Below are 25,108 nucleotides of genomic sequence, written 5' to 3' on the forward strand. Positions count from 1 at the left end.
CCGGCCGAGGTCTCCGGGCAGGGACTCTCGGGGCGCTTCAGGGCGGTTTGCCGGGTCCCGTGAGGAACCCCTGATGCGCCGCGGTCAGTTGCGCGCGGGCGGCGGCCAGTATGGTGGACGGGCCGCCGAGCTGCCCGCGCACGGTATGACGGGCGGCGGAGCCAACCGGGAGAACCTGCCTTGAGTCGTGAAACCGACAGTTCGTCCTCCGGGCCCAAGGGGCACGGTGGAGCCGCTTACCCCTCGGGTACGCCGCCGTACGGAACCGGCCAGTACCCGTCCACGACTGTGCCACCCGGGCCTGGCGCGGCGACCGCCCCGGAGGAGAACCCTGTGACCTCGAATCCGTCCACGCCCGAATCCGACGGGCCCAAGACCGAGACGACCCTGACGACCCGGATCCGGATCAACATCCCGGGTTCGCGGCCGATCCCGCCGGTGGTCGTGCGCAAGTCGATGGGCACCAACTCCGGCACGTCCGGCGGAGGGTCGCAGACCCCGCCGGAGCCGGAGCAGGGACCGGCGCAGCAGGACAGGCCCCCGCTCGCGCAGCGTCCGGGGCCCCGGCCGACCCGTGTCGAGGCCGCGCCCGAGCCGGACCCGGCGCAGGCCGAGGAGCCGGCCGCCAGCAACTGGTTCGCGCCCCGCAAGCCGCCCGCCCCCGCTCCCGCGCCCGCGGCGCCCGCCGCGCAGATGCCGCAGGCCGCCCCGGCGCCGCCGCTCGCCAAGCGGGTGCCCGGTGCGACGCCGACTCCGCCCCCCGTGCCGGGCGCCGGGGTCGGTGCGACGCCGACCCCGCCCCCCGTGCCGGGCGCCGGCTACGCGCCCCCGCAGAACCTCCAGGCCCCGCCGGAGCCGGACGCCGCGTACGCGCCGCCGCGCACCCCGCCGCCGCCGGTCGCCGACTACGGCACCGGCTACGCCCAGCCGCAGACGCCGGGCCCGGCGGCGCCGATGCCCGGCGGCCCCGGCGTCGGAGCGACCCAGGGCTTCCCCGCGTACGGCACCGACCACGGCGACGGCGGCCCGTCCACCGAGGCGTTCCCCGTCTACGACAGCCACTCCGGCGGCCCCGCCGGCCCCACCACCGGCGGCCCCGCCGGCCCCACCACCGGCGGCCCCGCCGGCCCCACCACCGGCGGCCCCGGCTTCGGCTCCGGCCCCGCCGCCGGCGGACCGTCCGCGGCGGACGCCGCCGGCTGGCCCGGCCCCGACCTGGACGGCCCGCTGCCCACGCCCGTACCGGCGCCCGCGCCGGCCGCTCCCCGTGCCACGCCGCCCGCGGACAAGAAGGCCGCCGCGAAGCCGGCCAAGAAGGGCCGCTCCAAGCTGGTCCTCGTCGGCGGCGGCATCGTGGCGCTCGTCGGCGTGGCCTACGGCGCCGGACTGCTCCTGAACCACTCCGACGTCCCCAAGGGCACCACCGTCCTCGGCGTCGACATCAGCGGCAGCCGCGACGACGCCGTCTCCAAGCTCCAGACGGCCTTCGGCACCCGTGCCGGGGCTCCGATCCAGCTGAGCGTCGGCGGCAAGCCGGTCGAGCTGAAGCCCGACAAGGCCGGTCTGACCCTGGACGCCCAGACCACCGTCCGCAACGCGGCCGGCAGCGACTACAACCCCGTCACGGTCATCGGCTCCCTGCTCGGCAACGAGCGGGTCGCCGACGCCGTGATGCCCGTCGACGAGGAGAAGCTGCAGGTCGCGCTTCAGGAACTCGCCGGTACGGCGGGCTCCGTCACCGAGGGCACGATCACGTTCGAAGGCGGCAAGGCCGTCGCCGTCCCCGGCAAGGCGGGCACCGCCCTGGACGTGGACGGCTCCGTCGACCTCGTCACCAAGGCCTTCCGCGACCAGGTCGGCACCGGCAAGGCGGCCGTCGTGCAGCTGCCGACCGTCACCAAGGAACCGGTCGTGGGCCAGGCCGAACTCGACCGCGCGATGAAGGAGTTCGCCGAGCCGGCGATGTCCGCCAACGCCACCGTCAAGGCCGGCACCAAGTCCATCGCCTTCGGCAAGCTGTCGCTGCCCAAGATCCTCAGCATGCAGGCCGTGGACGGCCGGCTCACGGAGAAGTTCGACCTGGAGGCGCTCAAGGCGACCTACGGGAACACCTTCGACGGCGTCCTGATCACCCGCGGCACCGGCGCCAAGACGGCGGTCACCCCGCAGGACGTCGCAGGCGCGCTCGGCAAGGCCCTGCGCGGCAGGACCACGGCCGAGCGGACCGTGGTCATCGACACCAACGCGAGCTGAGGCACGGCAAGGAGGTGCCCCCGTCCGGACCCCGGACGGGGGCACCGCCGTCTCCGCCGCACGATTCCCGCCCTCCGGCCCGCACGCGGCCCCGGCCCAGGGCCGGGCGCCGACCGGGCGCGGGTGCCGGCGCCGGGCTCCCGGCCCGGAAATGGCGTCCCGGGTCAGTTCATGAGGGCTCGGGCCGAGACGGCCTCGGCGCGGATGCGGGCCGCCGCGTCGGTGTCGACCGCCGACACCACCTCGGCGTACGCGTCCAGCTCGGCCGCGCCCTCCCGGAAGGAGCCCCGCTCCACCAGCAGGCGCGCCCGCTCGTAGCGCAGCGACGCCGGATGCGACGGCAGCAGCAGCGACAGCTCCAGCGCCCACAGGGCCACCCCCGACTGCTCCGGGCGGGTCGAGGCCCATGCCCGGATGTTGGTCAGGATCCGCAGGACGATGTCCAGCGTCCGGGCCGGCGTACGGGGCCCCGACGCCAGCTCCGCCGGTCCGGTGCCCAGGGAGGCGCCACCCGCGAACGGGTCGACCACCACGCCCTCCTCCGGGTCGCCGAAGCCCACCACGAAGTGCCCCGGCAGGCCCAGCCCGTACACCGGCGCGCCCGCCCGCCGGGCCACCTCCAGCCACACCACCGACAGCAGGATCGGCAGGCCGCGCCGGCGCCGCAGCACCTCGTGCAGCAGCGAGGACGACAGCCGCTCGTAGTCCGCCGGGGTGCCGTGGAAACCGAGGCGCCCGCCCAGCAGTTCCGTCACCGCCGAGGCCCACGCCGAACCGGTCCGCAGGCCGTACGGGAGCATCCCGGCCAGCCGGTCCAGCTCGATCTGCGCCCAGTCCATGGCGCGTTCGTCCAGCTCCGGGTCTGCCTCCGCCGCCAGCAGCAGGCACATCAGCGCCAGGTCGGGCCGCTCCGCCCGGGCCTCCGCCGCGAACTGCTCCCGCCGGTCCGCCGTGCTCACGGGGCCGCCCGGAAGTGGTGGTACGCGTGGTGCGTCGCGAAGCCCAGCCCGTCGTACAGCGCCAGCGCCCCCGGATTGTCCGTCTCGACCTGCAGCCACGCCGCCGAGGCGCCCTCCTCCAGCGCGCGCCGCGCCAGGGCGGCCATCACGGCCGTCGCGAGCCCCTCCCGCCGGTGTTCGGGATCGACCGTCACCGCCGCGAAGCCGGCCCACCGGCCGTCCACCACGCACCGGCCGATCGCCCGCCCTCCGGGCAGCGAGGCGAACCAGACCGAGGGCCCCTCCACCAGGACCCGCCGGGCCACGACGGGGTCGGAGACCCTCCCGTAGCGCCCGAGCCACTCCTCGTCCGGGACACGGGCCAGAGTCACGGACCCGCTCGCGGGCGCGTCCACGTCGCCCACCGGGGCCAGCGCCCCGATCCGCACCTCCGCCGACACCTCGGACGCCCAGCCGCGGCGCTCCAGCTCCGCGCAGAGCAGCTCCTGCGTTCCGGCGGCCCCCGTGGCGGCCTGCACATAGGCCGGAAGTCCTCGTTCCGCATACCAGGAGGTCACTCGCGCGAGTGCATCGTCCAGCGGTATGCCCGGGTCGCCCAGCGGGAGGACGGAGTTGGCCCGCCGGGTGAACCCCGCCGCAGCCCGCAGCGTCCACCCGCCCAGCGGCTCGCTCTCCAGCGGCTGCCAGGCCCGCGCCGAGACCCTCGTCAGCTCCTCGAAGGAGGCCGCCGGACCCCGCCGCCGGGCCGGGGCCGCGGGCACGACCTTGCCCGCCACCAGCGAGGATTCCGGGATACGGACGGACTGTCCGTTCTTCTTTGTGATCAGCAGCACACCACGGTCCCAGGATGTGAGAACACCGACCGTGTCCGTGAACTCGGGTGATCCGCTCAGTCCGGTCTCCACCCGTCGTACAGAGACACGTTTACCCACGTCAGCCGGGGTGATTCGGACCTCCAGCAGCCCTCCGGCAGTGATTTCCACAGCTCTGTCCGCCCCTCCTGTTCGGATCGTGCCCGGGAACGGAGATACTAGGTGCGGGCATCGACGACGCCGCGCTCCCGCGCGATATGGAAAGCCCTACCGAGGAGGAACGAGAGCGTGACCTACGTCATCGCGGAGCCTTGTGTCGACGTCAAGGACAAGGCATGCATCGAAGAGTGCCCCGTCGACTGCATCTACGAGGGCCAGCGGTCCCTGTACATCCACCCGGACGAGTGCGTCGACTGTGGTGCGTGTGAGCCGGTCTGCCCGGTCGAGGCCATCTTCTACGAGGACGACACTCCGGAAGAGTGGAAGGACTACTACAAGGCGAACGTCGAGTTCTTCGACGAGCTCGGTTCGCCCGGTGGTGCCTCCAAGCTGGGCCTGATCGAGCGCGATCACCCCTTCGTCGCGGGGCTGCCCGCCGGCATCAACGGCGAGCACTGACCTTTCACGGCAGAAGCGCCCCCCGGTCCCGTACGGCCTTCCCGCCGCACGGGACCGCGGTGTTTTCCGATCCGCTACCAGCCAGTACCGAGAGAGAGCAGAGACCACCGTGGCCGCAGTATCCGACCGTCTTCCCGCCTTCCCCTGGGACAAGCTGGAGCCGTACAAGAAGACGGCGGCGGCCCACCCGGACGGCATCGTCGACCTGTCCGTCGGCACGCCGGTGGACCCGGTCCCGCAGCTGATCAGGCAGGCCCTGATCGAAGCCGCCGACTCCCCGGGCTACCCGACGGTGTGGGGCACGGAGGCCCTGCGCGACGCCATCACCGGCTGGCTGCGCGGCCGGCTCGGCGCGAGCGCCGCCGGGCACCGCAACGTCCTGCCGGTCGTCGGCTCGAAGGAGTTGGTGGCCTGGCTCCCGACCCAGCTCGGGCTCGGCGCCGGGGACAAGGTCGCCTACCCGCGGCTCGCCTACCCGACGTACGAGGTGGGCGCGCGGCTGTGCGGCGCGGAGGCGGTGGTCTACGACGACCCGACCGAGCTCGACCCGGCCGGTGTGAAGCTGCTGTGGCTCAACTCCCCGTCCAACCCCACGGGCAGGGTCCTCGGCAAGGACGAGCTCGTGAGGGTCGTGGCCTGGGCGCGCGAGCACGGGATCCTGCTCTTCAGCGACGAGTGCTACCTGGAGCTGGGCTGGGAGGCCGAGCCCGTCTCCGTCCTCCACGACGACGTGTGCGGGGGCACCTACGAGGGCATCGTCGCGGTCCACTCCCTCTCCAAGCGCTCCAACCTGGCGGGCTACCGGGCGGCCTTCATCGCCGGTGACGCGGAGGTGCTCGGCGAACTGCTGGAGATCCGCAAGCACGGCGGCATGATGACCCCCGCACCGGTGCAGGCGGCCACGGTGGCGGCGCTCGGGGACGACCGGCACGTGGCGGAGCAGCGCGAGCGCTACGCGGCCCGCAGGACGGCGCTCCGGGCGGCCCTGGAAGCGCACGGCTTCCGCGTCGAGCACAGCGAGGCGAGCCTCTACCTTTGGGTGACCCGGGACGAGCCCTGCTGGGACACCGTCGCCCACCTCGCCGACCTGGGCATCCTGGTCGCGCCGGGCGACTTCTACGGCGAGGCGGGCGCCCGCTTCGTACGGGTGGCCTTCACCGCCACCGACGAGCGGGTGGAGGCGGCGGTCAAGCGCCTCGGCTGACCGGCCCGTGACAGCCCGAGGGGGCCGGGAGTGCGAGACTCCCGGCCCCCTCGGTGTTCCCCGGGCGTCAGCCCTGCAGTGCGCCGCCGGGCAGTCCCGCCGGCAGGACACCGCCCACGGGCAGTGCGGAGACCGGCAGCTCCTGGGTGGTGGGCAGCCCGCCGAGCAGGCCGCCCGCCTGGCCGGCCAGGTCGGAGGCGGGGGCCGGGAGGGACTTGGTGGCGGCGCCCGCGTTGCCGAGGGCGTCGGTGGCCGTTCCCGTGGCCGTCTCGGCGGTCGCCGCGGGGGCGTCCGTGGCGGTGAGTGCGCCCAGCTGCGGCACGGACTCCAGACCGGCGGCGTTGGCCGCGCCGGCCGCACCGACCACGGGCGCTGCCCCGGCTGCGACGAGCAGCGCGGCACGGGCGATCCGACGGGTCAGGGGGAGGGACATGATGCTCCTAAGCGGTAGCGGCTGAGTACGCCTGACTAACCGCTCGTGGGGCGGGTGGAGTTGCGGCGCCGCCGGGTAAAGGATCGGTAACGCATCGTTTAATCGGCTTCCGCGACAAGAGCACTGGAGCCTCGCCGACCAGGGATTCCGTCCGTTCGCGGCACTCGCCGGCGCAATGCCGATCACCCCCGCAGGAGTGATCACTCGCACGCGCGGCCGGGCGCTCCCCGCTGACCCCGCCGGCTCCGCCGCGGCGGCAGGGCGCCGCGGCGGTCGCGGATCAGCGGGCCATGAAGATCCGCACCTCGCCGGGAGCCGCGCCGTAGGGGTCCCCGTCACCGCTCTTCGCGCCCGGGCCGCCCTTGTCCTGCCACCTGCCGCGGTCCTTGCCCGCGACCCAGCCGCGTAGGTCGTAGGAGACCCTGGCGATCCCCATCTCGCGGGAGTTGGCCACCGCCCAGTGGGCCATCGCCCGGCTGCGGCGCGTCGCGGCCTCCCCCGCCTCCTGCTTCTCCACCATCGTGATCTCCGGCTCCGGGGCGGACCGGCCACCGCCGCCGTTGCGGCCGGCCTGACCGCCCTGGCCGCCCTGCGGTCCGAAGGTGTGCATCCCGTCCTGGCCGAAGATCCTCACCAGACCCTCCCGCACCTTCTCCGGGTCGCCCGGCTGCGCGGGCGCCGGCCCGCCGCAGTCCAGACTGCCGCCGCCGGCGAAGGCCGCGGTCAGCACGGTCGCGTCCGGCTCGTGCTTGGCGTAGGCCTGCGGGAAGCCGCTGCGCTGCACCTTCTGCGCGGCCACCGTCAGCGGCAGCCGCGAGTAGCCGGGCACGTCGACGAGGTGGTCGTAGAAGATTCCGGCCGAGTACACCGGGTCGGTGATCTGCTCCGGCGTGCCCCAGCCCATCGACGGCCGCTGCTGGAAGAGGCCCAGCGAGTCCCGGTCGCCGTGGTCGAGGTTGCGCAGGGCGGACTCCTGCATGGCGGTCGCCAGGGCGATGGTGACGGCCCGGTCGGGCAGCCCCTTGGCGATGCCGACGGCGGCTATCGTCGCCGCGTTCGCCGCCTGTTCCGGAGACATCTCGTACTTTTCGGATTCGCCGCCACGCTCGGACGCATCCGCACTGGCGACGCAGAAGGGCGCGCCACCGCCGACCGAGGCGCGCTGCACGGCGAAGTACCCGATCACCGAAAGGAGAACGAGCAGGCCGACGACCACACGCAGCAGCCTGCGGCGGCGAGGACGGGGTACACGGATCTCGGACACGCGGCCCACCGTACTTGAGGCATATGGCGCGTCCACCGGCCGGACGAGGGACGCTTCGCCACACCCCGGGGCGTTAGGGTCAGTTCCATGTCCGAATCCGAGCTGGACCTCACCCTGGACGCCGCCGAGCTGACCGCCCGGCTCGTCGACATCCCTTCCGTGAGCGGCGACGAGAAGGTACTCGCCGACCTCGTGGAACACGCGTTGCGCGGCCTGCCCCACCTCACCGTGGACCGCTTCGGCAACAACGTCGTCGCGCGCACGCACCTCGGCCGTGCCGAGCGGGTCGTACTCGCCGGCCACCTCGACACCGTGCCGATCGCCGGCAACGTCCCCTCCCGCCTGGACGAGAACGGCGTCCTGTGGGGCTGCGGCACCACCGACATGAAGTCCGGCGTCGCCGTGCAGCTGCGCATCGCCGCGACCGTGCCCGAGCCGAACCGGGACCTCACCTTCGTCTTCTACGACCAGGAGGAGGTCGCCGCCGACCTCAACGGCCTCGGCAAGGTCGCCGGCGCCCACCCCGACTGGCTCACGGGCGACTTCGCGGTCCTGCTGGAGCCCTCGAACGCCGAGGTCGAGGGCGGCTGCCAGGGCACCCTGCGCGTCCTGCTGCGCACGTCCGGCGAGCGCGCCCACTCCGCCCGCAGCTGGATGGGCTCCAACGCCATCCACGCGGCGAGCCCGATCCTCGCCCGGCTCGCGGCGTACGAGGCCCGCAAGCCCGTCATCGACGGCCTGGAGTACCACGAGGGCCTCAACGCGGTCCGCATCGAGGGCGGCGTCGCCAACAACGTCATCCCCGACGCCTGCACCGTGACGGTCAACTTCCGCTTCGCCCCGGACCGCAGCATGGACGACGCCATCGCCCATGTCCGGGAGGTCTTCGCGGACTGCGGTGTCGACGAGTTCGTGATCGACGACTTCTCCGGCGGCGCCCTCCCCGGCCTCTCCCACCCGGCCGCGGCCGCGTTCATGGAGGCGGTCGGCGGCCGGGCGATGCCGAAGTTCGGCTGGACCGACGTCTCCCGCTTCAGCGCACTGGGCGTTCCGGCGGTGAACTACGGCCCGGGCGACGCCCTGCTGGCCCACAAGGTGGACGAGCGGGTGGAGACGAAGGCGATCCTGCACTGCGAGGAACGACTCCGCTCCTGGCTGACCTCCTGAATTCCGCTTCTCGTCACCTTTGTGCGCCTACCCTGATCCAACGATCAGCAGGAGGGAGCACATCATGGGCAACCCCGAAGGCAACGCTCGTCGTCGGCCCGAGGAGCAGCAGCTCGGGCCGGTGCTGAGGCGGCGCAGCCAGGTGCAGGCGGGCAGTACGACGGACCAGCGGCTGCTGGACTCCGCCGGGCCCTCCGAGTGGGTGCACACCGATCCCTGGCGGGTCCTGCGCATCCAGTCGGAGTTCATCGAGGGCTTCGGCACGCTCGCCGAGCTGCCGCCCGCGATCAGCGTGTTCGGCTCGGCCCGCACCCCGGCGGGCTCGCCCGAGTACGAGGCGGGCGTGCGCATCGGCAGCGCGCTGGTCGACGCCGGGTTCGCGGTGATCACCGGCGGCGGTCCGGGAGCGATGGAGGCGGCCAACAAGGGCGCCCGCGAGGCGAACGGGATCTCGGTCGGCCTCGGCATCGAGCTCCCCTTCGAGCAGGGGCTCAACCAGCACGTCGATCTCGGCCTGAACTTCCGGTACTTCTTCGTCCGCAAGACCATGTTCGTGAAGTACAGCCAGGGCTTCGTCGTGCTGCCCGGCGGCCTCGGCACGCTGGACGAGCTGTTCGAGGCGCTGACCCTGGTCCAGACCCAGAAGATCACCCGCTTCCCCATCGTGCTGTTCGGCACGGAGTACTGGAGCGGGCTCGTCGACTGGCTGCGGGGCACGGTGATCGCCCAGGGCAAGGCTTCGGAGAGGGACCTCTACCTCTTCCACGTCACCGACGACGTGGACGAGGCGATCGCGCTGGTGACGAAGGAAGTCGGGAAGTAGGCCGCTTCCGCAGGCCGGCCGCGGCCGGCCCGCGGGACCAGGCTGCGCAGGCCTGCCGCCGCCTCTCAGGCCAGGCCGCGGCGGGCCACCGCAGGGGGCCGGTGGCCCTGGATGGAGCGGACCATGTCCAGGATCTGCCGGGTCTCCGCGACCTCGTGGACGCGGTAGACCTGGGCGCCCAGCCAGGCCGAGACGGCCGTGGTGGCCAAGGTGCCCAGCAGCCGCTCCTTGACCGGCTTGTCGAGGGTCTCGCCGACGAAGTCCTTGTTGGACAGGGAGACCAGGACCGGCCAGCCGGTCGCCGTCATCTCCTCCAGCCGGCGGGTCGCCTCCAGGGAGTGGCGGGTGTTCTTCCCGAAGTCGTGGCCCGGGTCGATCATGATCGCGTCCCGGCGGACACCGAGGGCCGCGGCGCGTTCGGCGAGCCCGACCGTGACCCGCAGGATGTCCTCCATCACGTCCTCGTACGCGATCCGGTGCGGCCGGGTGCGCGGCTCGACCTCGCCGGCGTGCGTGCAGACCAGGCCGACGCCGTAGCGCGCCGCGACCTCGGCCAGCCTGGGGTCCACCCCGCCCCACGCGTCGTTCAGCAGGTCCGCCCCGGCCTCGCACACGGCCTCGCCGACCTCGTGCCGCCAGGTGTCGACGCTGATCACCACGTCCGGGTGGCGGCGCCGGACCTCGGCCACGAAACCGACCGTGCGCCGCGCCTCCTCGGCGGCGTCCACGTGCTCGCCCGGGCCCGCCTTGACACCGCCGATGTCGATGATCGCGGCGCCCTCGGCGACGGCCTGCTCGACCCGGTCCAGCGCGGGCTCGTCGCGGAACGTCGCGCCCTGGTCGTAGAAGGAGTCCGGAGTCCGGTTCACGATGGCCATGATCACCGGCTCGTGGGTGTCGAACTCGCGCGTGCCCAGTCGCAGCATCCCGGTCTTTCCTCCTTCGGCGGCCCTCGCGCCTCGCCAGCGACCTTAACCTGGTGGCCGGAGTCTCTCAGGGGAGTTGATCGTGTTCTTCTTCTTGATGATCGCGCTGGTCGTGGTCGTGGCAGCGGTCACCCTCGCCGTGATCGGGGGCGGCTCGGAAGCCGTCCTGCCGGAGGCGGAGCCGGACCGGGTGGCGGACGGACTGCCGGAGAACCGGCCCGTGGTGCGGGAGGACATCGACGCGCTCCGGCTGCCCGTCGCGCCGCGCGGCTACCGGATGGCCGAGGTGGACGACGTACTGGAGCGGCTCGCCGCGGAGCTCGCCGAACGGGACGCCCGGATCGCGCAGCTGACGGCCCCCGCGGACGCGCCGGGCCGCGTCGACCTCAGCAAGGGCGGCGAGCGGTGAGCGGACCGGTCGCGGGCCCGGACGGGCTTCTGCGCTGCCCGTGGGCGCTGTCCACGGGGTCCACGGGGGAGTACGCCGCCTACCACGACTCCGAATGGGGCCGCCCGGTGCACGGCGACGACGCCCTCTACGAGCGGCTGTGCCTGGAGGCCTTCCAGTCGGGGCTGTCCTGGCTGACGATCCTGCGCCGCCGCGAGGGCTTCCGGAAGGCCTTCTCCGACTTCTCCATCGCGGCGGTCGCCGGGTTCGGGACGGCGGACGCGGAGCGGCTGCTGTCCGACGAGGGGATCATCCGCAACCGGGCCAAGATCGAGGCGACCCTGGCCAACGCGAAGGTCCTCGCCGACTGGGAGCCCGGCGAGCTGGACACCCTGATCTGGTCCCACGCCCCCGAGGAGCCCCGCCCCGCCCCGCGCACGACCGCCGAGGTCCCCGCGATCACCCCGGAGTCCACCGCCCTGGCCAAGGCCCTCAAGAAGGCCGGCATCCGCTTCGTCGGCCCGACGACCGCCTATGCCCTGATGCAGGCGTGCGGGCTGGTCAACGACCACCTGGCCGCCTGCGCCCTGCGCGACCCGGCGCAGGCCGGGGCGGCGCGCAAGGAGTAGTGGACGCTTCCGGATCCTGTTCGGGCGGCGCGGGCCCGGCAGGATCCGAAAAGACGGCCTAGCGCCCGAGGTACTTCGGCGGCTGCTTCGCCAGGAAGGCCTGGACGGCGATGGAGTGGTCCTCCGAGGCCCCTGCGCGGGTCTGCAGCACGTCTTCGTGCACCAGGGACTCGGCGAGCGTGTGGGAGGCCCCGTAGGCGAGGGACTCCTTCAGCGCCGCGTAGGCGACCGTCGGGCCCGCGGCCAGCGCGCGGGCCACCGCCTCTGCCTCGGCGTGCAGGGAGTCCGACGCCACCAGCCGGTTGACGATGCCGAGTTCGTAGGCCTCCTGCGCCTTGATCGAACGCGGGAAGAGCAGCAGGTCCGAGGCGCGGGAGGCGCCGATCAGGCGGGGCAGCGTCCACGAGACCCCGGAGTCGGCGGTGAGGGCCACGCCGGCGAACGAGGTGTTGAAGGACGCGGTGTCGGCGACGACCCGGAAGTCGGCCGCCAGCGCGAAACCGAAGCCGGCCCCGGCTGCGACGCCGTTGACACCGGCCACGACGGGCTTCGGCATCTCGGTGAGCGCCCGCACGATCGGGTTGTAGTGCTCCTTGACCGTGTTCATGGTCAGCGAGGAGCCGCTCTCGCGGTCCGCCGCGAGGTTGCCGATGTGCTCCTTGAGGTCCTGGCCCACGCAGAAGGCCCGGTTGCCGGCGGCGGTCAGCAGGACCGCCCGGACCGCCGTGTCCGCGGCCGCCGCCAGTGCCGCGTCCCGCAGCGCGACCTTGGCCTCGTTGTTCATCGCGTTCATCGCGTCGGGACGGTTGATCGTGATGGTCGCGAGTCCGTCGGTCACTTCGTAGAGCACACTGTCGGCCATGGCAGGGGGTCCCCCTTCGTCGCGGGCTTGGCTACCGGCCGGTACCGGCCGGTGCAAGGGTCAGCATGGCGGACCGGACCGGCAGCGCACATGTGATGTGTGTCAAAGAAAGCCGGAGCCGTTCCCCAGGTGCGGCGGCGAAGTATCGCAGGCGGATCCCCGAAATGAGTGGTTTTGGTCGAGCGCGTTGCCCAAGCGTTCCCGGGTGATGTTGGTCATCGGGTCCTGACATGCGGGATAATGGCTGGGAAGCAATGTGTTCGATGCCGGGTATTAGGCGCCTGAATGGGGCCGTCGGCTGACGATGAGCTGGTTTCAGGAAGGGGAACGAGCATGGCGGCCATGAAGCCGCGGACGGGCGACGGCCCGCTCGAGGTCACCAAGGAGGGGCGGGGCATCGTCATGCGCGTACCGCTCGAGGGCGGCGGTCGGCTTGTCGTCGAGCTGACCCCCGATGAGGCGGACGCCCTGGGTGACGCCCTGAAGAAGGTCGTCGGCTGACCCGCTGACAGCACTTCCACCTTCTGCTTTTGCATGCTCTGCGCTGCCCCGACCGCGATCAGCGGCCGGGGCAGCGTTGTGTCGTGTCCGAGTACCCCTGTCCCCAGCAACCCCGGCGGAGCCGCACGTGACCTTCTCCCCGCCCGCGCCGCCGGCCTTCGCCGACTGCACCCCGCGCCAGAAGGCGGCCCGCGTCCTGTCCGACGTCCTGGCCCCGGCGAACCTGGTGGTCGCCCTGCTCCTGCTCGTCGGGTGGCACAGCACCGGGTCGTGGACGGGGCTCGGCTGGGGCCTGCTCGCAGCCCTGTTCTGCGGAGTCGTCCCGATCGGCGTCATCACCGTCGGGGTCAGGCGGGGGGCGCTGACCGACCAGCACATCCGGGTGCGGCGCCAGCGGGTCGTCCCGATGGCGCTGAGCCTGGTCTCGGTCCTGGCAGGCGTCGCCCTCCTGCACGTGCTGGGCGCTCCCGCGGACGTCTTCGCGCTCGTCGTCGCGATGCTCGTGGGCCTGGTCTCGTCCCTGCTGGTGACGGTGGGCTGGCAGATATCCATCCACATGTCGGTGGCCGGCGGCACCGTGATGATCCTGCTGCTCGTCTTCGGCCCGGTGGTACTCCCCGCGGCCGCGGTCGCCGCCGCCGTCGGCTGGTCCCGTCTTGCGCTGCGGGCGCACACCCCGGCGCAGCTGATCGCCGGTACCGCCCTGGGCGGTACGGCGGCGCTCACCTTCGCGCTCCTGAGCTGACCCGGACCCGGGCCGGGGAGTCGGGGGTCAGCGGCGCACGGCGCACAGCAGGCCGTCGCCCACCGGGAGCAGCGCGGCCTCCAGCGCCGGGCTCTCCCGGACGCTGCGCAGCAGCTCGCGGACGCGGAGCACCTCCACGGGCTGGGCCGCGGAGTCGACCGTACGGCCGTCGGAGAAGACCCCCTCGAAGCACACGAGCCCCCCGGGGCGCAGCAGGCGCAACGATTCAGCGAGGTAGTCGAGGGACTCGGTCGGGTCCCCGTCGCAGAAGACGAGGTCGTACCCGCCGTCGGCGAGGCGGGGCAGGACGTCGAGGGCGCGGCCGGGGATGAAGCGGGCGCGGTTGCCCGCGAAGCCGGCGGCGCGGAAGGCCTGGCGGGCGAAGGCCTGCCGGTCGGCTTCGGGATCCACCGTGGTCAGCACCCCGTCGGGGCGCATCCCGTGCAGGAGGTGGATGCCGGAGACTCCGGTTCCGGTACCGATCTCGGCGACCGCCTTGGCGTCCGCCGTGGCGGCCAGCAGGCGCAGCGCGGCGCCGGTCCCGGGGGAGACGGAGCGCAGGCCCGCTTCCCTGGACCGGTCGCGGGCCCATCGCAGAGCGTCGTCCTCGGCGACAAACGCGTCGGCGAACGCCCAGCTCGTCTGCCGGTTGCCGGTAATGACCCTCTCCTGTCCCCATAGTTGGCGCAACGGTGACTGTATCCGTTGACGTCGGGAACCCGCAGATGGGACCGGGCGTTGTGAGGGGTGGAGGCGGGATGAGAAGGACGGCGCCGGGCAGATCGGCGGCGGGGACCGCCCCAGGGCCTAAGGCTTGCGTAAAGATACTGCAAAAACCCTTATCCGGAGCTGACAGAGGGGGTGGCTATGGTAGGGACTCCACTGGACACCACCAGAGCCGACAGGGGAGGTGCGGCTGCGCCTGTGGATCGTGGAGGCGTGTTCAGACGCCTCTTCTGGTCGGCGGGTGAGCCGAAATCCGTGACCTACACTGCTGACCGCTTCCACACCGCAGACACCGCAACCACCGCGACCTTTGCCGCAGATGCGGGATCGCAGGCGTGGACCCCTCCCTCGTGGGAGGAGATCGTCAGCACGCACAGCGCGCGGGTCTACCGCCTTGCCTACCGTCTGACGGGCAACCAGCACGACGCCGAGGACCTCACCCAGGAGGTCTTCGTCCGCGTCTTCCGCTCGTTGTCCACGTACACCCCGGGCACGTTCGAGGGCTGGCTGCACCGCATCACCACGAACCTGTTCCTGGACATGGTCCGCCGCAAGCAGCGAATCCGCTTCGACGCGCTCGCCGACGACGCCGCCGAGCGGCTGCCGAGCCGTGAGCCGTCCCCCCAGCAGGTCCTCCACGACACGCACTTCGACGCGGACGTCCAGCAGGCGCTGGACACCCTCGCCCCCGAGTTCCGCGCCGCCGTGGTGCTGTGCGACATCGAGGGCCTGTCCTACGAGGAGATCGCCGCGACGCTCGGCGTGAAGCTCGGCACCGTCCGCAGCCGCATCCACCGAGGCCGTTCGCACCTGCGCAAGGCGCTCAAGCACCGGTCCCCCTCGGCCAGGGCCGAGCAGCGGGCGCTGGCCGGGGTGGCCACGGGCGCGCCGGACGCCAGGAGAGAGGGCGGAGCCGAGTGACCGGATCCAGTCCTTCCCCTGCCGAACAGCACCTGGGTGACCGGCTTGCCGCCCTGGTGGACGGGGAGCTGAAGCACGACGCCCGCGAGCGGGTCCTCGCCCACCTGGCGACCTGCGCCAAGTGCAAGGCCGAGGCCGACGCCCAGCGCCGCCTGAAGACCATGTTCGTGGAGAGCGCGCCGCCGCCGCTGTCCGCGGGCCTGCTCGCGCGCCTTCAGGGGCTCCCGGGGGGCGGTCTCGACAGCCCCGCCGGCACCCTGGGCCCACCGGGACCGGGCGCCGCCGAACCCGACCCGTTCGAGGCCTTCGCGTACGGGCTTCCCGTCGCCGCCGCCGTGCGGCCGCAGCAGGAGGGCTTCCGCATCCACGAGGTCGGCCGTCCGCGCCGCCGGTTGGCCTTCGTCGCCGCCGGTGCGGTGTCGCTGGCCGCCCTCGCGCTGGGCGGCACGCTGCCGATGGAGGCCACGGAACCCAACGTCCGGGGGGATTCCCCGGTGCCCGCCTCCAGGCCCGGCCCCGCCCTGCCCGTGAGCGACGCGGCGGTCCGCGACCGCCTGCCCACTCCCGCGGCCGTACCGAGCCTCCTGACGGCCGTCGCGAGCCCGCTGCCGCCTCCCCAGCCCTCCCCGCCGGGCTCGGCCCGTCCGGTCTCCCTGCTCCGCTGACCGCGGACCTGGTTGAATCGGCCGGACATGCGCACAGGTACGCGGGGAGCGCCCATGGCCGACAGGCAGCAGACCGACCCGGCTCCACAGTGGTGGAGCCGGCCCGAGGGCACGGCCGACAGCCGTCGTGACGGGGTTCCCGCCCCACGCCCCGAGACCCGCGACGGCGGCGGCAGCGCCGGCGAGGGCGACGGGTGCGCGGCGGACGGCGCGGAAGGGGGCGGGGCCGGCGGGCAGGTGGCCCACGTCCAGGATGCGCCGGCCCCGGAGGTGCGGTACGACCCCTGGGGCGCAGAGCCCCTCCAGGCCGTGGACCGGGGCCGGGACCGGCGCGGCTTCGGGCTGTGGCAGGTGGCGGCCCTGGCCGCCGCGACGGCCCTGCTCGCCGGCGGCATCGGCGGCTGGGTCGGCGTACTCGCCGAACGGCAGAGCAGCACTCGGCTGGAGCTGCCCCAGGCGGCCGTCGCGGACAAGGGCCGGGCGCCCGACAGCGTGGCCGGGATCGCGGCCACCGCGCTGCCCGGGGTGGTCACCCTGCACGTGCGGGGCGCGAAGAACAGCGGCACGGGTACCGGCTTCGTGCTCGACCCGCAGGGCCACATCCTGACCAACAACCACGTGGTCGCCGATGCCAGGGAGATAGCGGTCACCTTCAGCACCGGCGAGAGCGTCACCGCCGAGCTGGTCGGCCGCGACTCCGGCTACGACCTGGCCGTGGTCAAGGTCAGCGGCGTGCGCGGGCTGAGGCCGCTCAGCCTGGGCAACTCCGAGAACGTGAAGGTCGGCGACCCGGTCGTGGCCATCGGCGCGCCCTTCGACCTCTCCAACACCGTCACGGCGGGCATCATCAGCGCCACCGGCAGGCCCGTCACCGCGGGCGGCGACAAGGGCGACGGCAGCGACATCAGCTACGTCGACGCGCTGCAGACCGACGCCCCCATCAACCCCGGGAACTCCGGCGGCCCCCTCCTGGACGCCCGAGCGCACGTCGTCGGCATCAACAGCGCGATCCGCGGCGCCGACAAGGACGACCCCGACCGGCAGGGCGGCTCCATCGGCCTGGGATTCGCCATCCCCATCAACCAGGGCAAGCGCGTCGCCGAGGAGCTCATCGCGACGGGCCGCGCCACACACCCCGTCATCGGGGTCACCCTCGACATGGACTACACGGGCGACGGAGCCCGGGTGGGGGACAAGGGCGAGGACGGCAAGCCGTCCGTGACCGCCGGCGGACCGGGCGCGCGCGCCGGCATCAAGCCCGGTGACGTGATCACCAAGGTGGACGGCCAGCGGGTCCGAGGCGGTGACGAGCTGATCATCAAGATCCGGGCGCACCGCCCGGGCGACCCGCTCACCCTCACCGTGCTGCGCGACGGCCGGGAACGCACGCTGGACGTTGTCCTCGGGTCGGCGAACGGCTCATGATCACGCGGTGGCCGGGGGGTGAAACCCTCACAGGTCCGGAACGCGTGTAGGGGCCCGCGGGCAAGGGCGGGTACCGTGTGTTCGGGCCCGAAGTGACAGAGAGCCGAGGAGCGGCAAGGTGTTCAACGACATAGGCGCACTCGAACTCGTCACGATCGTGATCCTGGCCATTCTCGTCTTCGGCCCGGACAAGCTGCCCAAGGTCATTCAGGACGTCACGGGCTTCATCCGCAAGGTCCGCGCGTTCTCCGACAGCGCCAAGAACGACATCCGCTCCGAACTCGGACCGGACTTCAAGGACTTCGAATTCGAGGACCTGAATCCGAAGACCTTCATCCGCAAGCAGCTCTCGGAGAACGAGGACCTCAAGGAGATCCGCAGCAGCTTCGATCTCCGCAAGGAGCTGAACGACGTCTCGGACGCCATCAACAACCCGGAGCCCGATCCCGCTCCGGTCTCCCCGTCCGCCGCCGGTCCCGACCTGCTGAAGAAGCCCGCCGCCCCGGCCGCCGAACAGCGCGTGCGCTTCGACGCCGACGCCACCTGACCGAGCCTGCCCGGCGATCCGGGGTCCGGTGGCTATCCTCCATCTGTCCGGATCGCGGGACGCCCGAGGGAGGGGGTCCCCCCAGCGCAGCGAGGGGGAGGGCCGTTCCGGACCCCACGGAACGAGAGGCCGCCCAGATGGAGACGACGAGCAGCAGCCTGGTAGGGGCGAAGACCGCCGAGGCATCCGCCGCCGCGGACGCCGCGCAGGAACCCCATACCGGCCCGCATACGAGCCCGCATACCGGCGATCCGGCCGAGGCGCAGCAGCCGGAGGCCGCCGCCCCCGTGCCGGCGGCCCGCCGGACGGCCGAGGGCTTCCTGGCGGCCGATTTCCCCTGGTACGGGCTGGACGGAGCCTTCACCGGCCCCCGCTGGCTCATGCAGGTCGGCACCGCCGCCGACGGAACGGTGGAGCACGGCTCCACCGGCCACGGCGACGAGCCCTCCGCCCGGGGCGAGATCGCCACCGGCGAGAAGGAACGCTTCGCGGTGGTCATCACCGTGGCGAGCAACCCCCTGCGCCGCAGCGGCGACGGCACGGGCGTCCTGGAGGCCACCTCGGTCTCCTCGGCCGCCTGGCTGGCCGGTTCCGGCCTGCTGGCCTACAGCTGGCCCGGACAGATGGACCACGCCCTGCGCAACGACTGGCTCGACCAGCAGACCGAGGCCGCGTGGGAGCTCGCGGACGACCTCGACGGCGAGGACTGGTCCACGCTGTCGCTGCCCGTGGACGGGGAGCCGACGACCTTCCACTACCGCGAGTCCGAGTTCGGCTGGGTCCTGGCCGGCTCCACCGGCAGCGGCGTCCACCTGGGCGCCTACGGCCGCGGCATGAGCGCCTACGGCCTCGGCTTCTCGGCCATCACGGATCTCGGCACGTACCAGTAGAGGCCGCGACCGGGTACGGGTACGCGGAAGGGCCCCGCCGGCCGGCGGGGCCCTTCCGCGTACCCCGGAGGGCCTAGAACTTGTTGCGCGGGGTGATGCCCAGGGACATGCCCGACAGGCCGCGGGCGCGGCCGCCCAGCTTGCCCGCGATCGAGCGCAGGGCCGCGCCCGCCGGCGAGTCCGGGTCGGACAGGACGACGGGCTTGCCCTCGTCGCCGCCCTCGCGCAGCCGGACGTCGATCGGGATCGAGCCCAGCACCGGCACCGTGGCGCCGACGGTCTTGGTCAGCCCGTCGGCGACCTTCTGGCCACCGCCCGAGCCGAAGACGTCCACCATCTCGTCGCAGTGCGGGCACGGCAGGCCCGACATGTTCTCGACGACGCCGACGATCTTCTGGTGGGTCTGCACGGCGATCGAACCGGCCCGCTCGGCCACCTCGGCCGCTGCCTGCTGCGGAGTGGTGACGACCAGGATCTCCGCGTTCGGCACGAGCTGCGCCACGGAGATCGCGATGTCGCCCGTACCCGGCGGCAGGTCCAGCAGCAGCACGTCCAGGTCGCCCCAGAAGACGTCCGCCAGGAACTGCTGGAGGGCCCGGTGCAGCATGGGACCGCGCCACACGACCGGCGCGTTGCCCGGGGTGAACATCCCGATGGAGATGACCTTCACGCCGTTCGCGGACGGCGGCATGATCATGTTCTCGACCTGGGTGGGACGGCCCTCCACGCCCAGCATGCGCGGCACGCTGTGGCCGTAGATGTCCGCGTCGACCACGCCGACCTTCAGGCCGTCCGCCGCCATCGCCGCGGCGAGGTTCACCGTGACGGAGGACTTGCCGACGCCGCCCTTGCCGGAGGCGACCGCGTACACGCGGGTCAGCGAGCCCGGCTTCGCGAAGGGCACCTCGCGCTCGGCGGTACCGCCGCGCAGCGTGGCCGCAAGGTCCTTGCGCTGCTCGTCGCTCATGACGTCCAGCGACACCGACACGGAGGTGACACCGGCGACCCTCTCGACCGCCTCGGTCACGTTCTTGGTGATCGTCTCGCGCATGGGACAACCCGACACGGTCAGGTAGACCGTGACGGCGACCGCGCCGCCGTCACCGATCTCCACCGATTTGACCATGCCGAGCTCGGTGATCGGCCGGTGGATCTCGGGGTCGTTCACCGTCGCCAGAGCGTCCAGGATCGCGTCCTGCTCAGGCACGGCGGCGGAGCTTGTGTCGGTAGCCATGCCCCGATGGTACGGCTCGGTAGCACGCCTCAGGAAAGCCGTTCAGCGGTCGCCTTCATCACGTTCCGCCGGGAATAGACGCCGCTCGTCCATCTCCTTGATCAGATCCTGGAACTCCGACCTGATCCAGTCGCGGGTGGCGACCTCGCCGAGACCCATCCGCAGGGCCGCGATCTCCCGCGTCAGGTACTCGGTGTCGGCGATGGACCGCTCGTTCTGCTTACGGTCCTGCTCGTGGGTGACCCGGTCGCGGTCGTCCTGCCGGTTCTGCGCGAGCAGGATCAGCGGAGCGGCGTAGGAGGCCTGGAGCGACAGCATCAACGTCAGGAAGATGAACGGGTACGGGTCGAACCGCAGGTCGTCCGGCGCGAAGATGTTCCACAGCACCCAGACGATGATGACCAGGGTCATCCAGACGATGAACCGGCCCGTGCCCAGGAACCGCGCCACCCGCTCCGACAGCCGCCCGAAGGCCTCCGGATCGTACTCGGGCAGCAGCGATCGGCGCGGCGCCCGCGGCAGGTCCAGGCGGACCCGCGAGCGCGCCAGCGCGCTCGAGCCGCTGCCCGACTTCAACACGCGTTCGCCGGAACGTTCCGCCGCCTCCGCCGCCAGCCCGTGCTCGCGCGCCTGCATCCGCGCCTGCTCACGCCGCTCCCGGATCTGCTCGCGGCGCCGCTCGCGCGCCTGCTCGCCGCGCCCCCGGTCGAAGCGCCCTCGCTCAGCGGCCACCGATGGCCTCCTCGGAATGGAATTCCGTCTCCCGCCAGTCGTCCGGCAGCAGGTGGTCCAGTACGTCGTCCACGGTCACCGCGCCCAGCAGCGACCCGCCCTCGTCGACCACCGGCACCGCGACCATGTTGTAGGCGGCCAGGTGCGTGGTCACCGCGGGCAGCGAGGCGTTGGGCCGCAGTGGCGGCAGGTCCGTGTCCACGATCGAGCTGACCAGCGTGAACGGCGGGTCCCGCAGCAGTCGCTGGAAGTGCACCGTGCCCAGGTACTTGCCCGTCGGCGTCTCGTCCGGCGGCCGGCACACGTACACCTGCGCCGCCAGCGCCGGCGACAGGTCCGCCTGCCGTACGCGGGCCAGCGCGTCGGCGACCGTGGCGTCCGGGCGCAGCACGATCGGCTCGGTGGTCATCAGACCGCCGGCGGTGTTCTCCTCGTAGGACAACAGGCGGCGCACGTCGGCCGCGTCGTCGGGCTGCATCAGCGTCAGCAGCCGCTCCTTGTCGTCCTCCGGCAGCTCCGAGAGCAGGTCGGCGGCGTCGTCCGGGTCCATCGCCTCCAGGACGTCGGCGGCGCGCTCCTCCTTGAGCTTGCCGAGGATCTCCACCTGCTCGTCCTCGGGCAGCTCCTCCAGCACGTCCGCGAGCCGGTCGTCGTCGAGGGCGTTCGCCACCTCGGCGCGCCGCTTCGGCGTCAGGTGGTGCAGGACGTTCGCCACGTCGGCCGGCCGCATCTGCTCGAAGGTGGCGACCAGGTTCTCGGCGCCCTGCCCGTGCTCCTCCAGCGAGAAGCCCGTCACGGCCGACCACTCCACCGTCAGAGCCTCGCCGCGCCGGCGCAGCGCACCCGACTTGCCCTTCCGTACGAAGATCCGGTCGATCTCCCAGTCCCGGCGGGCCGGCAGCTGCTGGATGGCCACGTCCAGGACGGTGACCTCCTCGCCGCTGGCGACCAGTGTCACCCGCCGGTCCAGCAGCTCGCCCAGGACCAGCCGCTCGGTGGGGCGCTGCTCGAAGCGCCGCATGTTGATGACACCGGTGGTGATGACCTGCCCGGACTCGACCCCCGTGACCCGGGTCATCGGCAGGAAGATCCGCCGCCGGCTGACCACCTCGACCACCAGACCCAGCAGCCGCGGCGGGCGGCCGCCGACCCGCAGCATCGCGACGAGGTCGCGGACCCGCCCGACCTGGTCGCCGTTGGGATCGAAGACGGGCACACCCGACAGATGCGAGACGAAGATCCGCGGGGCGCCTGCAACCATCCGAGCGCCTCCTAGAGCGTCAATCGACAGTCCTGCCGCCCCTCAGGCTAGCCGGTGGCGCAGCCAAGCGTCCTGGTGGGGAGGGCCGCCCGGGGCCCCGCGGACCCCGGGGAGCGGTCGCGGGCCGCGGCACACGGGCGGGTACGCTGCCTGCTGCCCGCAGACGAACGACGAGAGGCACCTGCCCGTGACCGCCTACTTCCCCGCCGCGCGGCTGCGCCGGGCCGCCTTCATCGGTGTGCTGTGCGCGGGCCTCGCCGTGACCGGTACGGGCTGCGGGGACGACCCGGACGAGGGCACGAACGGCGTCGGCAAGCTCACCGCCGACAAGATCGAGGCGAAGGCGAAGGCGGCCGCGGGCGAAGCCGAATCGGTACACCTGTCCGGCACGCTGGTGAGCGGCGGCAAGGCCTTCACCGTCGACATGCGGCTGAAGTCGGACGGCGGCTCGGGCGAGGTGAAGTCGAAGGACCACACCTTCCAGCTGCTGCGCGTGGGGGAGCAGCTCTACCTGAAGGCCAGCGCGGCGTTCTGGGGGCAGACCGACTCGGCCGGCAAGCTCGGCGACAAGTACGTGAAGGTGCCCGAGCAAGACCCCTCCTACAAGCAGTTCCGCGGCTTCACGGACATGGACGTCCTGCTGGACGGCCTGCTGGGCCTGGAGGGCAAGCTCGCCAAGGGCTCCTACACCAAGGTCGGGCACACCCGCGCGGTCCAGGTCACAGCGGACGAGGGCAAGGGCGGCAAGCTCTCGGTGTCCCTGGAGGGGACCCCGTACCCGCTGCTCATGGAGCGGGCCGGCGGCGCCGGCCGGGTGGAACTCGCGGAGTGGGGCAAGCCGTTCCAGCTCGACCCGCCCGCCCAGGACCAGACGGTCGACTACGGCAGCCAGCTGCCGACGACCAAGGGGGAGGCCGGCGAGTCCGCCCCGGCCCCCTCCAAGGGTTCCGGCCAGGGCGCGAACCCGACCAAGCCGTAGGGCGTCTCGCGCCGGTCAGCCCCGGGCGGCCTTCTTCCGCTTCAACAGGAGCTTCGGCAGGGCCGCCGGGACCGGGCGGCGGGTCGTCGCCGGGGAGCCCAGCGGGGCCGCGGCCAGCGAGCCGTCCGGCAGTGCGGACCGCACCGCCTCCGGCTCCAGCCGCAGCAGCCGGCACTCCCGCGCCCAGCGCTCCGTCATGTCCTCCGAGTCGGGCGCGTTCAGCCGCTTGCCCTTGAGCTCGGCGACGGCCGCCTGCCACTCCTCGCCGCGGGGAGGCAGCTCCCGAACGGTCGCCGTCCAGGCCACCAGCCGGCCGCCCTTGTCCTTGCTCCGCACGGTCACCTCGGCACTGGCGCCGTCCGCCAGTCCCGGGAACGGCTGCTCGCCGGGCCCGTCGCCCAGCACGTGGGCCGCGCCGTCCACCCAGGCGTGCCACAGGGCGCGGTCGGCCCCGGCGCCGCGGACCCAGATCAGGCCGGACTTCTTGGTGGCCTCCTCGACGAGGGCCAGGTCGAGCGTGCTGAGAGTCATGCGGACAGGGTAGGGGGTCGCCTCGCGGGCCCGAGAGGTGTCCCGCCGATCGGACCGGGGCCGCGGCGCCGGGGGCCGTCCGTCATCCCCGGCGGGGGCACGGCAACAGCCACGGCGCACTGGCCGCGTTGTCGGAGCGCGCGGATGAAGCCCGGTACCGGGACGTCCGCGATCACGGGACGGCCCTAGAGCCAGCCGTGGCGGCGCAGCGCCCGGTGGATGGTGAAGCAGGCACCGAAGATCGACGCCATCACCATCGGGTAGCCGTACTCCCACCGGAGCTCGGGCATGTGGTCGAAGTTCATCCCGTAGACGCCGCAGATCATCGTGGGCACGGCGATGATGGCCGCCCAGGAGGTGATCTTCCGCATGTCCTCGTTCTGGGCGACCGTCGCCTGCGCGAGGTTGGCCTGGAGGATCGAGTTCAGGAGCTCGTCGAAGCCCACCACCTGCTCGTGGACCCGCGCGAGGTGGTCGGCCACGTCCCGGAAGTACTTCTGGATGTCGGGGTCCACCAGCCGCATCGGCCGCTCGCTCAGCAGCTCCATCGGACGCAGCAGCGGCGAGACCGCCCGCTTGAACTCCAGTACCTCGCGCTTGAGCTGGTAGATCCGGCCCGCGTCGCCGCCGCGCGCACTGCCCTTGGCGGGGGCCGCGAAGACGTCGCTCTCGACCTCGTCGATGTCGTCCTGCATCGCCGCCGCGACCGCGATGTAGCCGTCGACGACGTGGTCGGCGATGGAGTGCAGGACGGACGAGGGCCCCTTGGACAGCAGCTCGGGGTCGTCCTGGAGGCGGTGGCGCAGACCCTTGAGGGAGCCCTGCCCGCCGTGCCGGACGGTGATGACGAAGTCGGGACCGGTGAAACACATCACCTCGCCCGTCTCCACCACCTCGCTGGTGGCGGTCAGTTCGGCGTGCTCCACGTAGTGGATGGTCTTGAAGACGGTGAAGAGGGTGTCGTCGTACCGCTCCAGCTTCGGCCGCTGGTGCGCGTGCACCGCGTCCTCCACGGCCAGCGGGTGCAGGCCGAAGGTGGCGGCGATCCCCGCGAACTCGGCCTCCGTCGGCTCGTGCAGGCCGATCCAGGCGAAACCGCCCTCCTCGCGGACCCGGCGGATCGCCTCACGGGGCGTCAGACACGTCGGCCCCAGCACCCGGCGGCCCTCGCGGTATACGGCGCAGTCGACCACCGCGCTGCTCGCCGACGGGTCGCGGGTCGCGTCGTAGCCGGGCTGTACAGGGGTGGACTTGCGCAGGGACGGGCGTACGGCCGCACGCAGGTAGGGCAGCATCGACATGGCAGGCTCCTTCGCACGCACGGCTGCGGACCGTACGGGTGGGAGACCCTCCATCACCGCACGGGCGGGCCCGGGCAGGCGGAGGGAACAGGACGGGAGGACAAACGTTCTGCCGTCGCTCTTCTACTGATCAGAAGATCACAGAGGGCGGGAAGCGCCCGCCGGAGAAGCGGAAGAGCGATTGGTACTGCACGATCGACTTCGGTCCACCGCAGCCCCACCTCCTCCGGCCGGTCCCCCGTGGGGGACGTCCTGTCTCCGGGGCCTTGAAACAACGCTTCTGCGTGCGGCCCCGAACAGCTGTCAACACTA

General features: G+C 72.7%; 27 protein-coding genes. 15 read left to right on the plus strand and 12 right to left on the minus strand.

Annotation, left to right across the window (positions count from 1 at the left end; translation table 11 throughout):
* The first annotated feature begins 180 nt into the window (after positions 1-180).
* Complete coding sequence (locus tag ACZ6JS_RS00820) at positions 181-2,253, plus strand: peptidoglycan binding domain-containing protein (protein WP_469294905.1); 2,073 nt, start codon at positions 181-183, stop codon at positions 2,251-2,253.
* Between the two features lie 164 nt (positions 2,254-2,417).
* Here the strand turns inward: ACZ6JS_RS00820 and ACZ6JS_RS00825 are convergent, their stop codons facing one another.
* Complete coding sequence (locus ACZ6JS_RS00825; protein WP_469295515.1) at positions 2,418-3,143, minus strand: transglutaminase family protein; 726 nt, start codon at positions 3,141-3,143, stop codon at positions 2,418-2,420.
* 65 nt (positions 3,144-3,208) lie between these two features.
* Complete coding sequence (locus ACZ6JS_RS00830; protein ID WP_469294906.1) at positions 3,209-4,195, minus strand: GNAT family N-acetyltransferase; 987 nt, start codon at positions 4,193-4,195, stop codon at positions 3,209-3,211.
* A 117-nt stretch (positions 4,196-4,312) separates the two neighbouring features.
* On the opposite strand from ACZ6JS_RS00830, the gene fdxA reads away from it, so the two are divergent.
* Positions 4,313-4,642 (plus strand): ferredoxin, encoded by a 330-nt coding sequence (fdxA, locus tag ACZ6JS_RS00835; protein WP_030027294.1) that lies wholly within the window; start codon positions 4,313-4,315, stop codon positions 4,640-4,642.
* 109 nt (positions 4,643-4,751) lie between these two features.
* Complete coding sequence (gene dapC / locus ACZ6JS_RS00840; RefSeq protein WP_469294908.1) at positions 4,752-5,846, plus strand: succinyldiaminopimelate transaminase; 1,095 nt, start codon at positions 4,752-4,754, stop codon at positions 5,844-5,846.
* Between the two features lie 67 nt (positions 5,847-5,913).
* On the opposite strand, the gene ACZ6JS_RS00845 is transcribed toward dapC, so the two are convergent.
* Both ACZ6JS_RS00845 and ACZ6JS_RS00850 read right to left on the minus strand, forming a co-directional pair.
* On the minus strand, positions 5,914-6,279 hold the full coding sequence (locus ACZ6JS_RS00845) for an ATP-binding protein (RefSeq protein WP_469294909.1): 366 nt from the start codon (positions 6,277-6,279) through the stop codon (positions 5,914-5,916).
* A gap of 280 nt (positions 6,280-6,559) precedes the next feature.
* Positions 6,560-7,552: a hypothetical protein gene (locus ACZ6JS_RS00850; RefSeq protein WP_469294910.1), complete on the minus strand. Its 993-nt coding sequence runs from the start codon at positions 7,550-7,552 to the stop codon at positions 6,560-6,562.
* A gap of 78 nt (positions 7,553-7,630) precedes the next feature.
* Between ACZ6JS_RS00850 and dapE the strand changes: the two genes are divergently transcribed.
* The gene (gene dapE / locus ACZ6JS_RS00855; protein WP_469294911.1) at positions 7,631-8,710 is read left to right on the plus strand and encodes a succinyl-diaminopimelate desuccinylase; all 1,080 of its coding nucleotides are present in this window, start codon (positions 7,631-7,633) and stop codon (positions 8,708-8,710) included.
* Between the two features lie 64 nt (positions 8,711-8,774).
* A complete protein-coding gene (locus tag ACZ6JS_RS00860; RefSeq protein ID WP_469294912.1) occupies positions 8,775-9,533 on the plus strand; it encodes an LOG family protein in 759 nt (252 codons plus the stop codon).
* Positions 9,534-9,598: 65 nt separating this feature from the next.
* Here the strand turns inward: ACZ6JS_RS00860 and folP are convergent, their stop codons facing one another.
* Positions 9,599-10,459, minus strand: coding sequence for a dihydropteroate synthase (folP, locus tag ACZ6JS_RS00865; protein ID WP_469294915.1), 861 nt, complete (start codon positions 10,457-10,459; stop codon positions 9,599-9,601).
* 76 nt (positions 10,460-10,535) lie between these two features.
* Here folP and ACZ6JS_RS00870 point away from each other — a divergent pair, with 76 nt between their 5' ends.
* Complete coding sequence (locus tag ACZ6JS_RS00870; RefSeq protein ID WP_030853395.1) at positions 10,536-10,868, plus strand: DivIVA domain-containing protein; 333 nt, start codon at positions 10,536-10,538, stop codon at positions 10,866-10,868.
* Positions 10,865-11,476 carry a DNA-3-methyladenine glycosylase I gene (locus ACZ6JS_RS00875; RefSeq protein WP_469294916.1) on the plus strand — a complete coding sequence of 204 codons (612 nt, stop codon included), beginning with the start codon at positions 10,865-10,867 and terminating at the stop codon, positions 11,474-11,476. The genes ACZ6JS_RS00870 and ACZ6JS_RS00875 overlap by 4 nt, the downstream gene beginning before the upstream one ends.
* 58 nt (positions 11,477-11,534) lie before the next feature.
* On the opposite strand, the gene chcB is transcribed toward ACZ6JS_RS00875, so the two are convergent.
* On the minus strand, positions 11,535-12,338 hold the full coding sequence (gene chcB, locus ACZ6JS_RS00880; protein WP_469294918.1) for a 2-cyclohexenylcarbonyl CoA isomerase: 804 nt from the start codon (positions 12,336-12,338) through the stop codon (positions 11,535-11,537).
* Positions 12,339-12,671: 333 nt separating this feature from the next.
* Here chcB and ACZ6JS_RS00885 point away from each other — a divergent pair, with 333 nt between their 5' ends.
* Both ACZ6JS_RS00885 and ACZ6JS_RS00890 read left to right on the plus strand, forming a co-directional pair.
* A complete protein-coding gene (locus ACZ6JS_RS00885) occupies positions 12,672-12,839 on the plus strand; it encodes a DUF3117 domain-containing protein (protein WP_003966491.1) in 168 nt (55 codons plus the stop codon).
* Positions 12,840-12,966: 127 nt separating this feature from the next.
* Entirely contained in the window at positions 12,967-13,584 is a 618-nt protein-coding gene (locus ACZ6JS_RS00890) for a hypothetical protein (RefSeq protein WP_469294920.1), read from the plus strand.
* Between the two features lie 27 nt (positions 13,585-13,611).
* On the opposite strand, the gene ACZ6JS_RS00895 is transcribed toward ACZ6JS_RS00890, so the two are convergent.
* Positions 13,612-14,274 (minus strand): O-methyltransferase, encoded by a 663-nt coding sequence (locus ACZ6JS_RS00895; protein WP_030032218.1) that lies wholly within the window; start codon positions 14,272-14,274, stop codon positions 13,612-13,614.
* Positions 14,275-14,451: 177 nt separating this feature from the next.
* Between ACZ6JS_RS00895 and sigE the strand changes: the two genes are divergently transcribed.
* The 5 genes from sigE (at position 14,452) to ACZ6JS_RS00920 (ending at position 18,758) form a co-directional block, all read left to right on the plus strand.
* On the plus strand, positions 14,452-15,231 hold the full coding sequence (gene sigE, locus ACZ6JS_RS00900) for an RNA polymerase sigma factor SigE (protein ID WP_469294921.1): 780 nt from the start codon (positions 14,452-14,454) through the stop codon (positions 15,229-15,231).
* The gene (locus ACZ6JS_RS00905; RefSeq protein ID WP_469294922.1) at positions 15,228-15,896 is read left to right on the plus strand and encodes a zf-HC2 domain-containing protein; all 669 of its coding nucleotides are present in this window, start codon (positions 15,228-15,230) and stop codon (positions 15,894-15,896) included. Before sigE ends, ACZ6JS_RS00905 begins: the two co-directional genes overlap by 4 nt.
* Positions 15,897-15,950: 54 nt before the next feature.
* On the plus strand, positions 15,951-17,321 hold the full coding sequence (locus tag ACZ6JS_RS00910) for a S1C family serine protease (protein ID WP_469294924.1): 1,371 nt from the start codon (positions 15,951-15,953) through the stop codon (positions 17,319-17,321).
* A 118-nt stretch (positions 17,322-17,439) separates the two neighbouring features.
* On the plus strand, positions 17,440-17,868 hold the full coding sequence (locus ACZ6JS_RS00915) for a sec-independent translocase (protein WP_469294926.1): 429 nt from the start codon (positions 17,440-17,442) through the stop codon (positions 17,866-17,868).
* Between the two features lie 137 nt (positions 17,869-18,005).
* A complete protein-coding gene (locus tag ACZ6JS_RS00920; RefSeq protein WP_469294927.1) occupies positions 18,006-18,758 on the plus strand; it encodes a hypothetical protein in 753 nt (250 codons plus the stop codon).
* A 73-nt stretch (positions 18,759-18,831) separates the two neighbouring features.
* Here ACZ6JS_RS00920 and ACZ6JS_RS00925 read toward each other — a convergent pair whose 3' ends face one another.
* The 3 genes from ACZ6JS_RS00925 to ACZ6JS_RS00935 all read right to left on the minus strand — a co-directional run bounded on the left by ACZ6JS_RS00925 (position 18,832) and on the right by ACZ6JS_RS00935 (position 21,985).
* Complete coding sequence (locus ACZ6JS_RS00925; protein ID WP_469295517.1) at positions 18,832-19,947, minus strand: Mrp/NBP35 family ATP-binding protein; 1,116 nt, start codon at positions 19,945-19,947, stop codon at positions 18,832-18,834.
* Between the two features lie 87 nt (positions 19,948-20,034).
* The gene (locus tag ACZ6JS_RS00930) at positions 20,035-20,628 is read right to left on the minus strand and encodes a DUF1003 domain-containing protein (RefSeq protein WP_469295519.1); all 594 of its coding nucleotides are present in this window, start codon (positions 20,626-20,628) and stop codon (positions 20,035-20,037) included.
* Between the two features lie 85 nt (positions 20,629-20,713).
* A complete protein-coding gene (locus ACZ6JS_RS00935) occupies positions 20,714-21,985 on the minus strand; it encodes a magnesium transporter MgtE N-terminal domain-containing protein (RefSeq protein WP_469294929.1) in 1,272 nt (423 codons plus the stop codon).
* Between the two features lie 187 nt (positions 21,986-22,172).
* Between ACZ6JS_RS00935 and ACZ6JS_RS00940 the strand changes: the two genes are divergently transcribed.
* Positions 22,173-22,964: a hypothetical protein gene (locus ACZ6JS_RS00940; protein WP_469294931.1), complete on the plus strand. Its 792-nt coding sequence runs from the start codon at positions 22,173-22,175 to the stop codon at positions 22,962-22,964.
* A 15-nt stretch (positions 22,965-22,979) separates the two neighbouring features.
* On the opposite strand, the gene ACZ6JS_RS00945 is transcribed toward ACZ6JS_RS00940, so the two are convergent.
* Both ACZ6JS_RS00945 and ACZ6JS_RS00950 read right to left on the minus strand, forming a co-directional pair.
* On the minus strand, positions 22,980-23,495 hold the full coding sequence (locus ACZ6JS_RS00945; RefSeq protein WP_469294933.1) for a hypothetical protein: 516 nt from the start codon (positions 23,493-23,495) through the stop codon (positions 22,980-22,982).
* Between the two features lie 185 nt (positions 23,496-23,680).
* Positions 23,681-24,796, minus strand: a complete 1,116-nt coding sequence (locus tag ACZ6JS_RS00950) for a magnesium and cobalt transport protein CorA (RefSeq protein ID WP_469294935.1) — start codon at positions 24,794-24,796, stop codon at positions 23,681-23,683.
* Between the last annotated feature and the right edge of the window lie 312 nt (positions 24,797-25,108).

The sequence above is a fragment of the Streptomyces sp. NPDC046349 genome (assembly GCF_055587885.1).

Bases quoted from the DNA above. Each gene is read 5' to 3' on its own strand.
- ACZ6JS_RS00825 (WP_469295515.1), bottom strand. From the start codon at position 3,143: ATGTGCCTGCTGCTGGCGGCGGAGGCAGACCCGGAGCTGGACGAACGC.
- ACZ6JS_RS00845 (WP_469294909.1), bottom strand. From the start codon at position 6,279: ATGTCCCTCCCCCTGACCCGTCGGATCGCCCGTGCCGCGCTGCTCGTC.
- dapE (WP_469294911.1), top strand. From the start codon at position 7,631: ATGTCCGAATCCGAGCTGGACCTCACCCTGGACGCCGCCGAGCTGACC.
- ACZ6JS_RS00860 (WP_469294912.1), top strand. From the start codon at position 8,775: ATGGGCAACCCCGAAGGCAACGCTCGTCGTCGGCCCGAGGAGCAGCAG.
- folP (WP_469294915.1), bottom strand. From the start codon at position 10,459: ATGCTGCGACTGGGCACGCGCGAGTTCGACACCCACGAGCCGGTGATC.
- chcB (WP_469294918.1), bottom strand. From the start codon at position 12,338: ATGGCCGACAGTGTGCTCTACGAAGTGACCGACGGACTCGCGACCATC.
- ACZ6JS_RS00885 (WP_003966491.1), top strand. From the start codon at position 12,672: ATGGCGGCCATGAAGCCGCGGACGGGCGACGGCCCGCTCGAGGTCACC.
- sigE (WP_469294921.1), top strand. From the start codon at position 14,452: ATGGTAGGGACTCCACTGGACACCACCAGAGCCGACAGGGGAGGTGCG.
- ACZ6JS_RS00910 (WP_469294924.1), top strand. From the start codon at position 15,951: ATGGCCGACAGGCAGCAGACCGACCCGGCTCCACAGTGGTGGAGCCGG.
- ACZ6JS_RS00920 (WP_469294927.1), top strand. From the start codon at position 18,006: ATGGAGACGACGAGCAGCAGCCTGGTAGGGGCGAAGACCGCCGAGGCA.
- ACZ6JS_RS00930 (WP_469295519.1), bottom strand. From the start codon at position 20,628: ATGCAGGCGCGCGAGCACGGGCTGGCGGCGGAGGCGGCGGAACGTTCC.
- ACZ6JS_RS00935 (WP_469294929.1), bottom strand. From the start codon at position 21,985: ATGGTTGCAGGCGCCCCGCGGATCTTCGTCTCGCATCTGTCGGGTGTG.
- ACZ6JS_RS00945 (WP_469294933.1), bottom strand. From the start codon at position 23,495: ATGACTCTCAGCACGCTCGACCTGGCCCTCGTCGAGGAGGCCACCAAG.
- ACZ6JS_RS00950 (WP_469294935.1), bottom strand. From the start codon at position 24,796: ATGTCGATGCTGCCCTACCTGCGTGCGGCCGTACGCCCGTCCCTGCGC.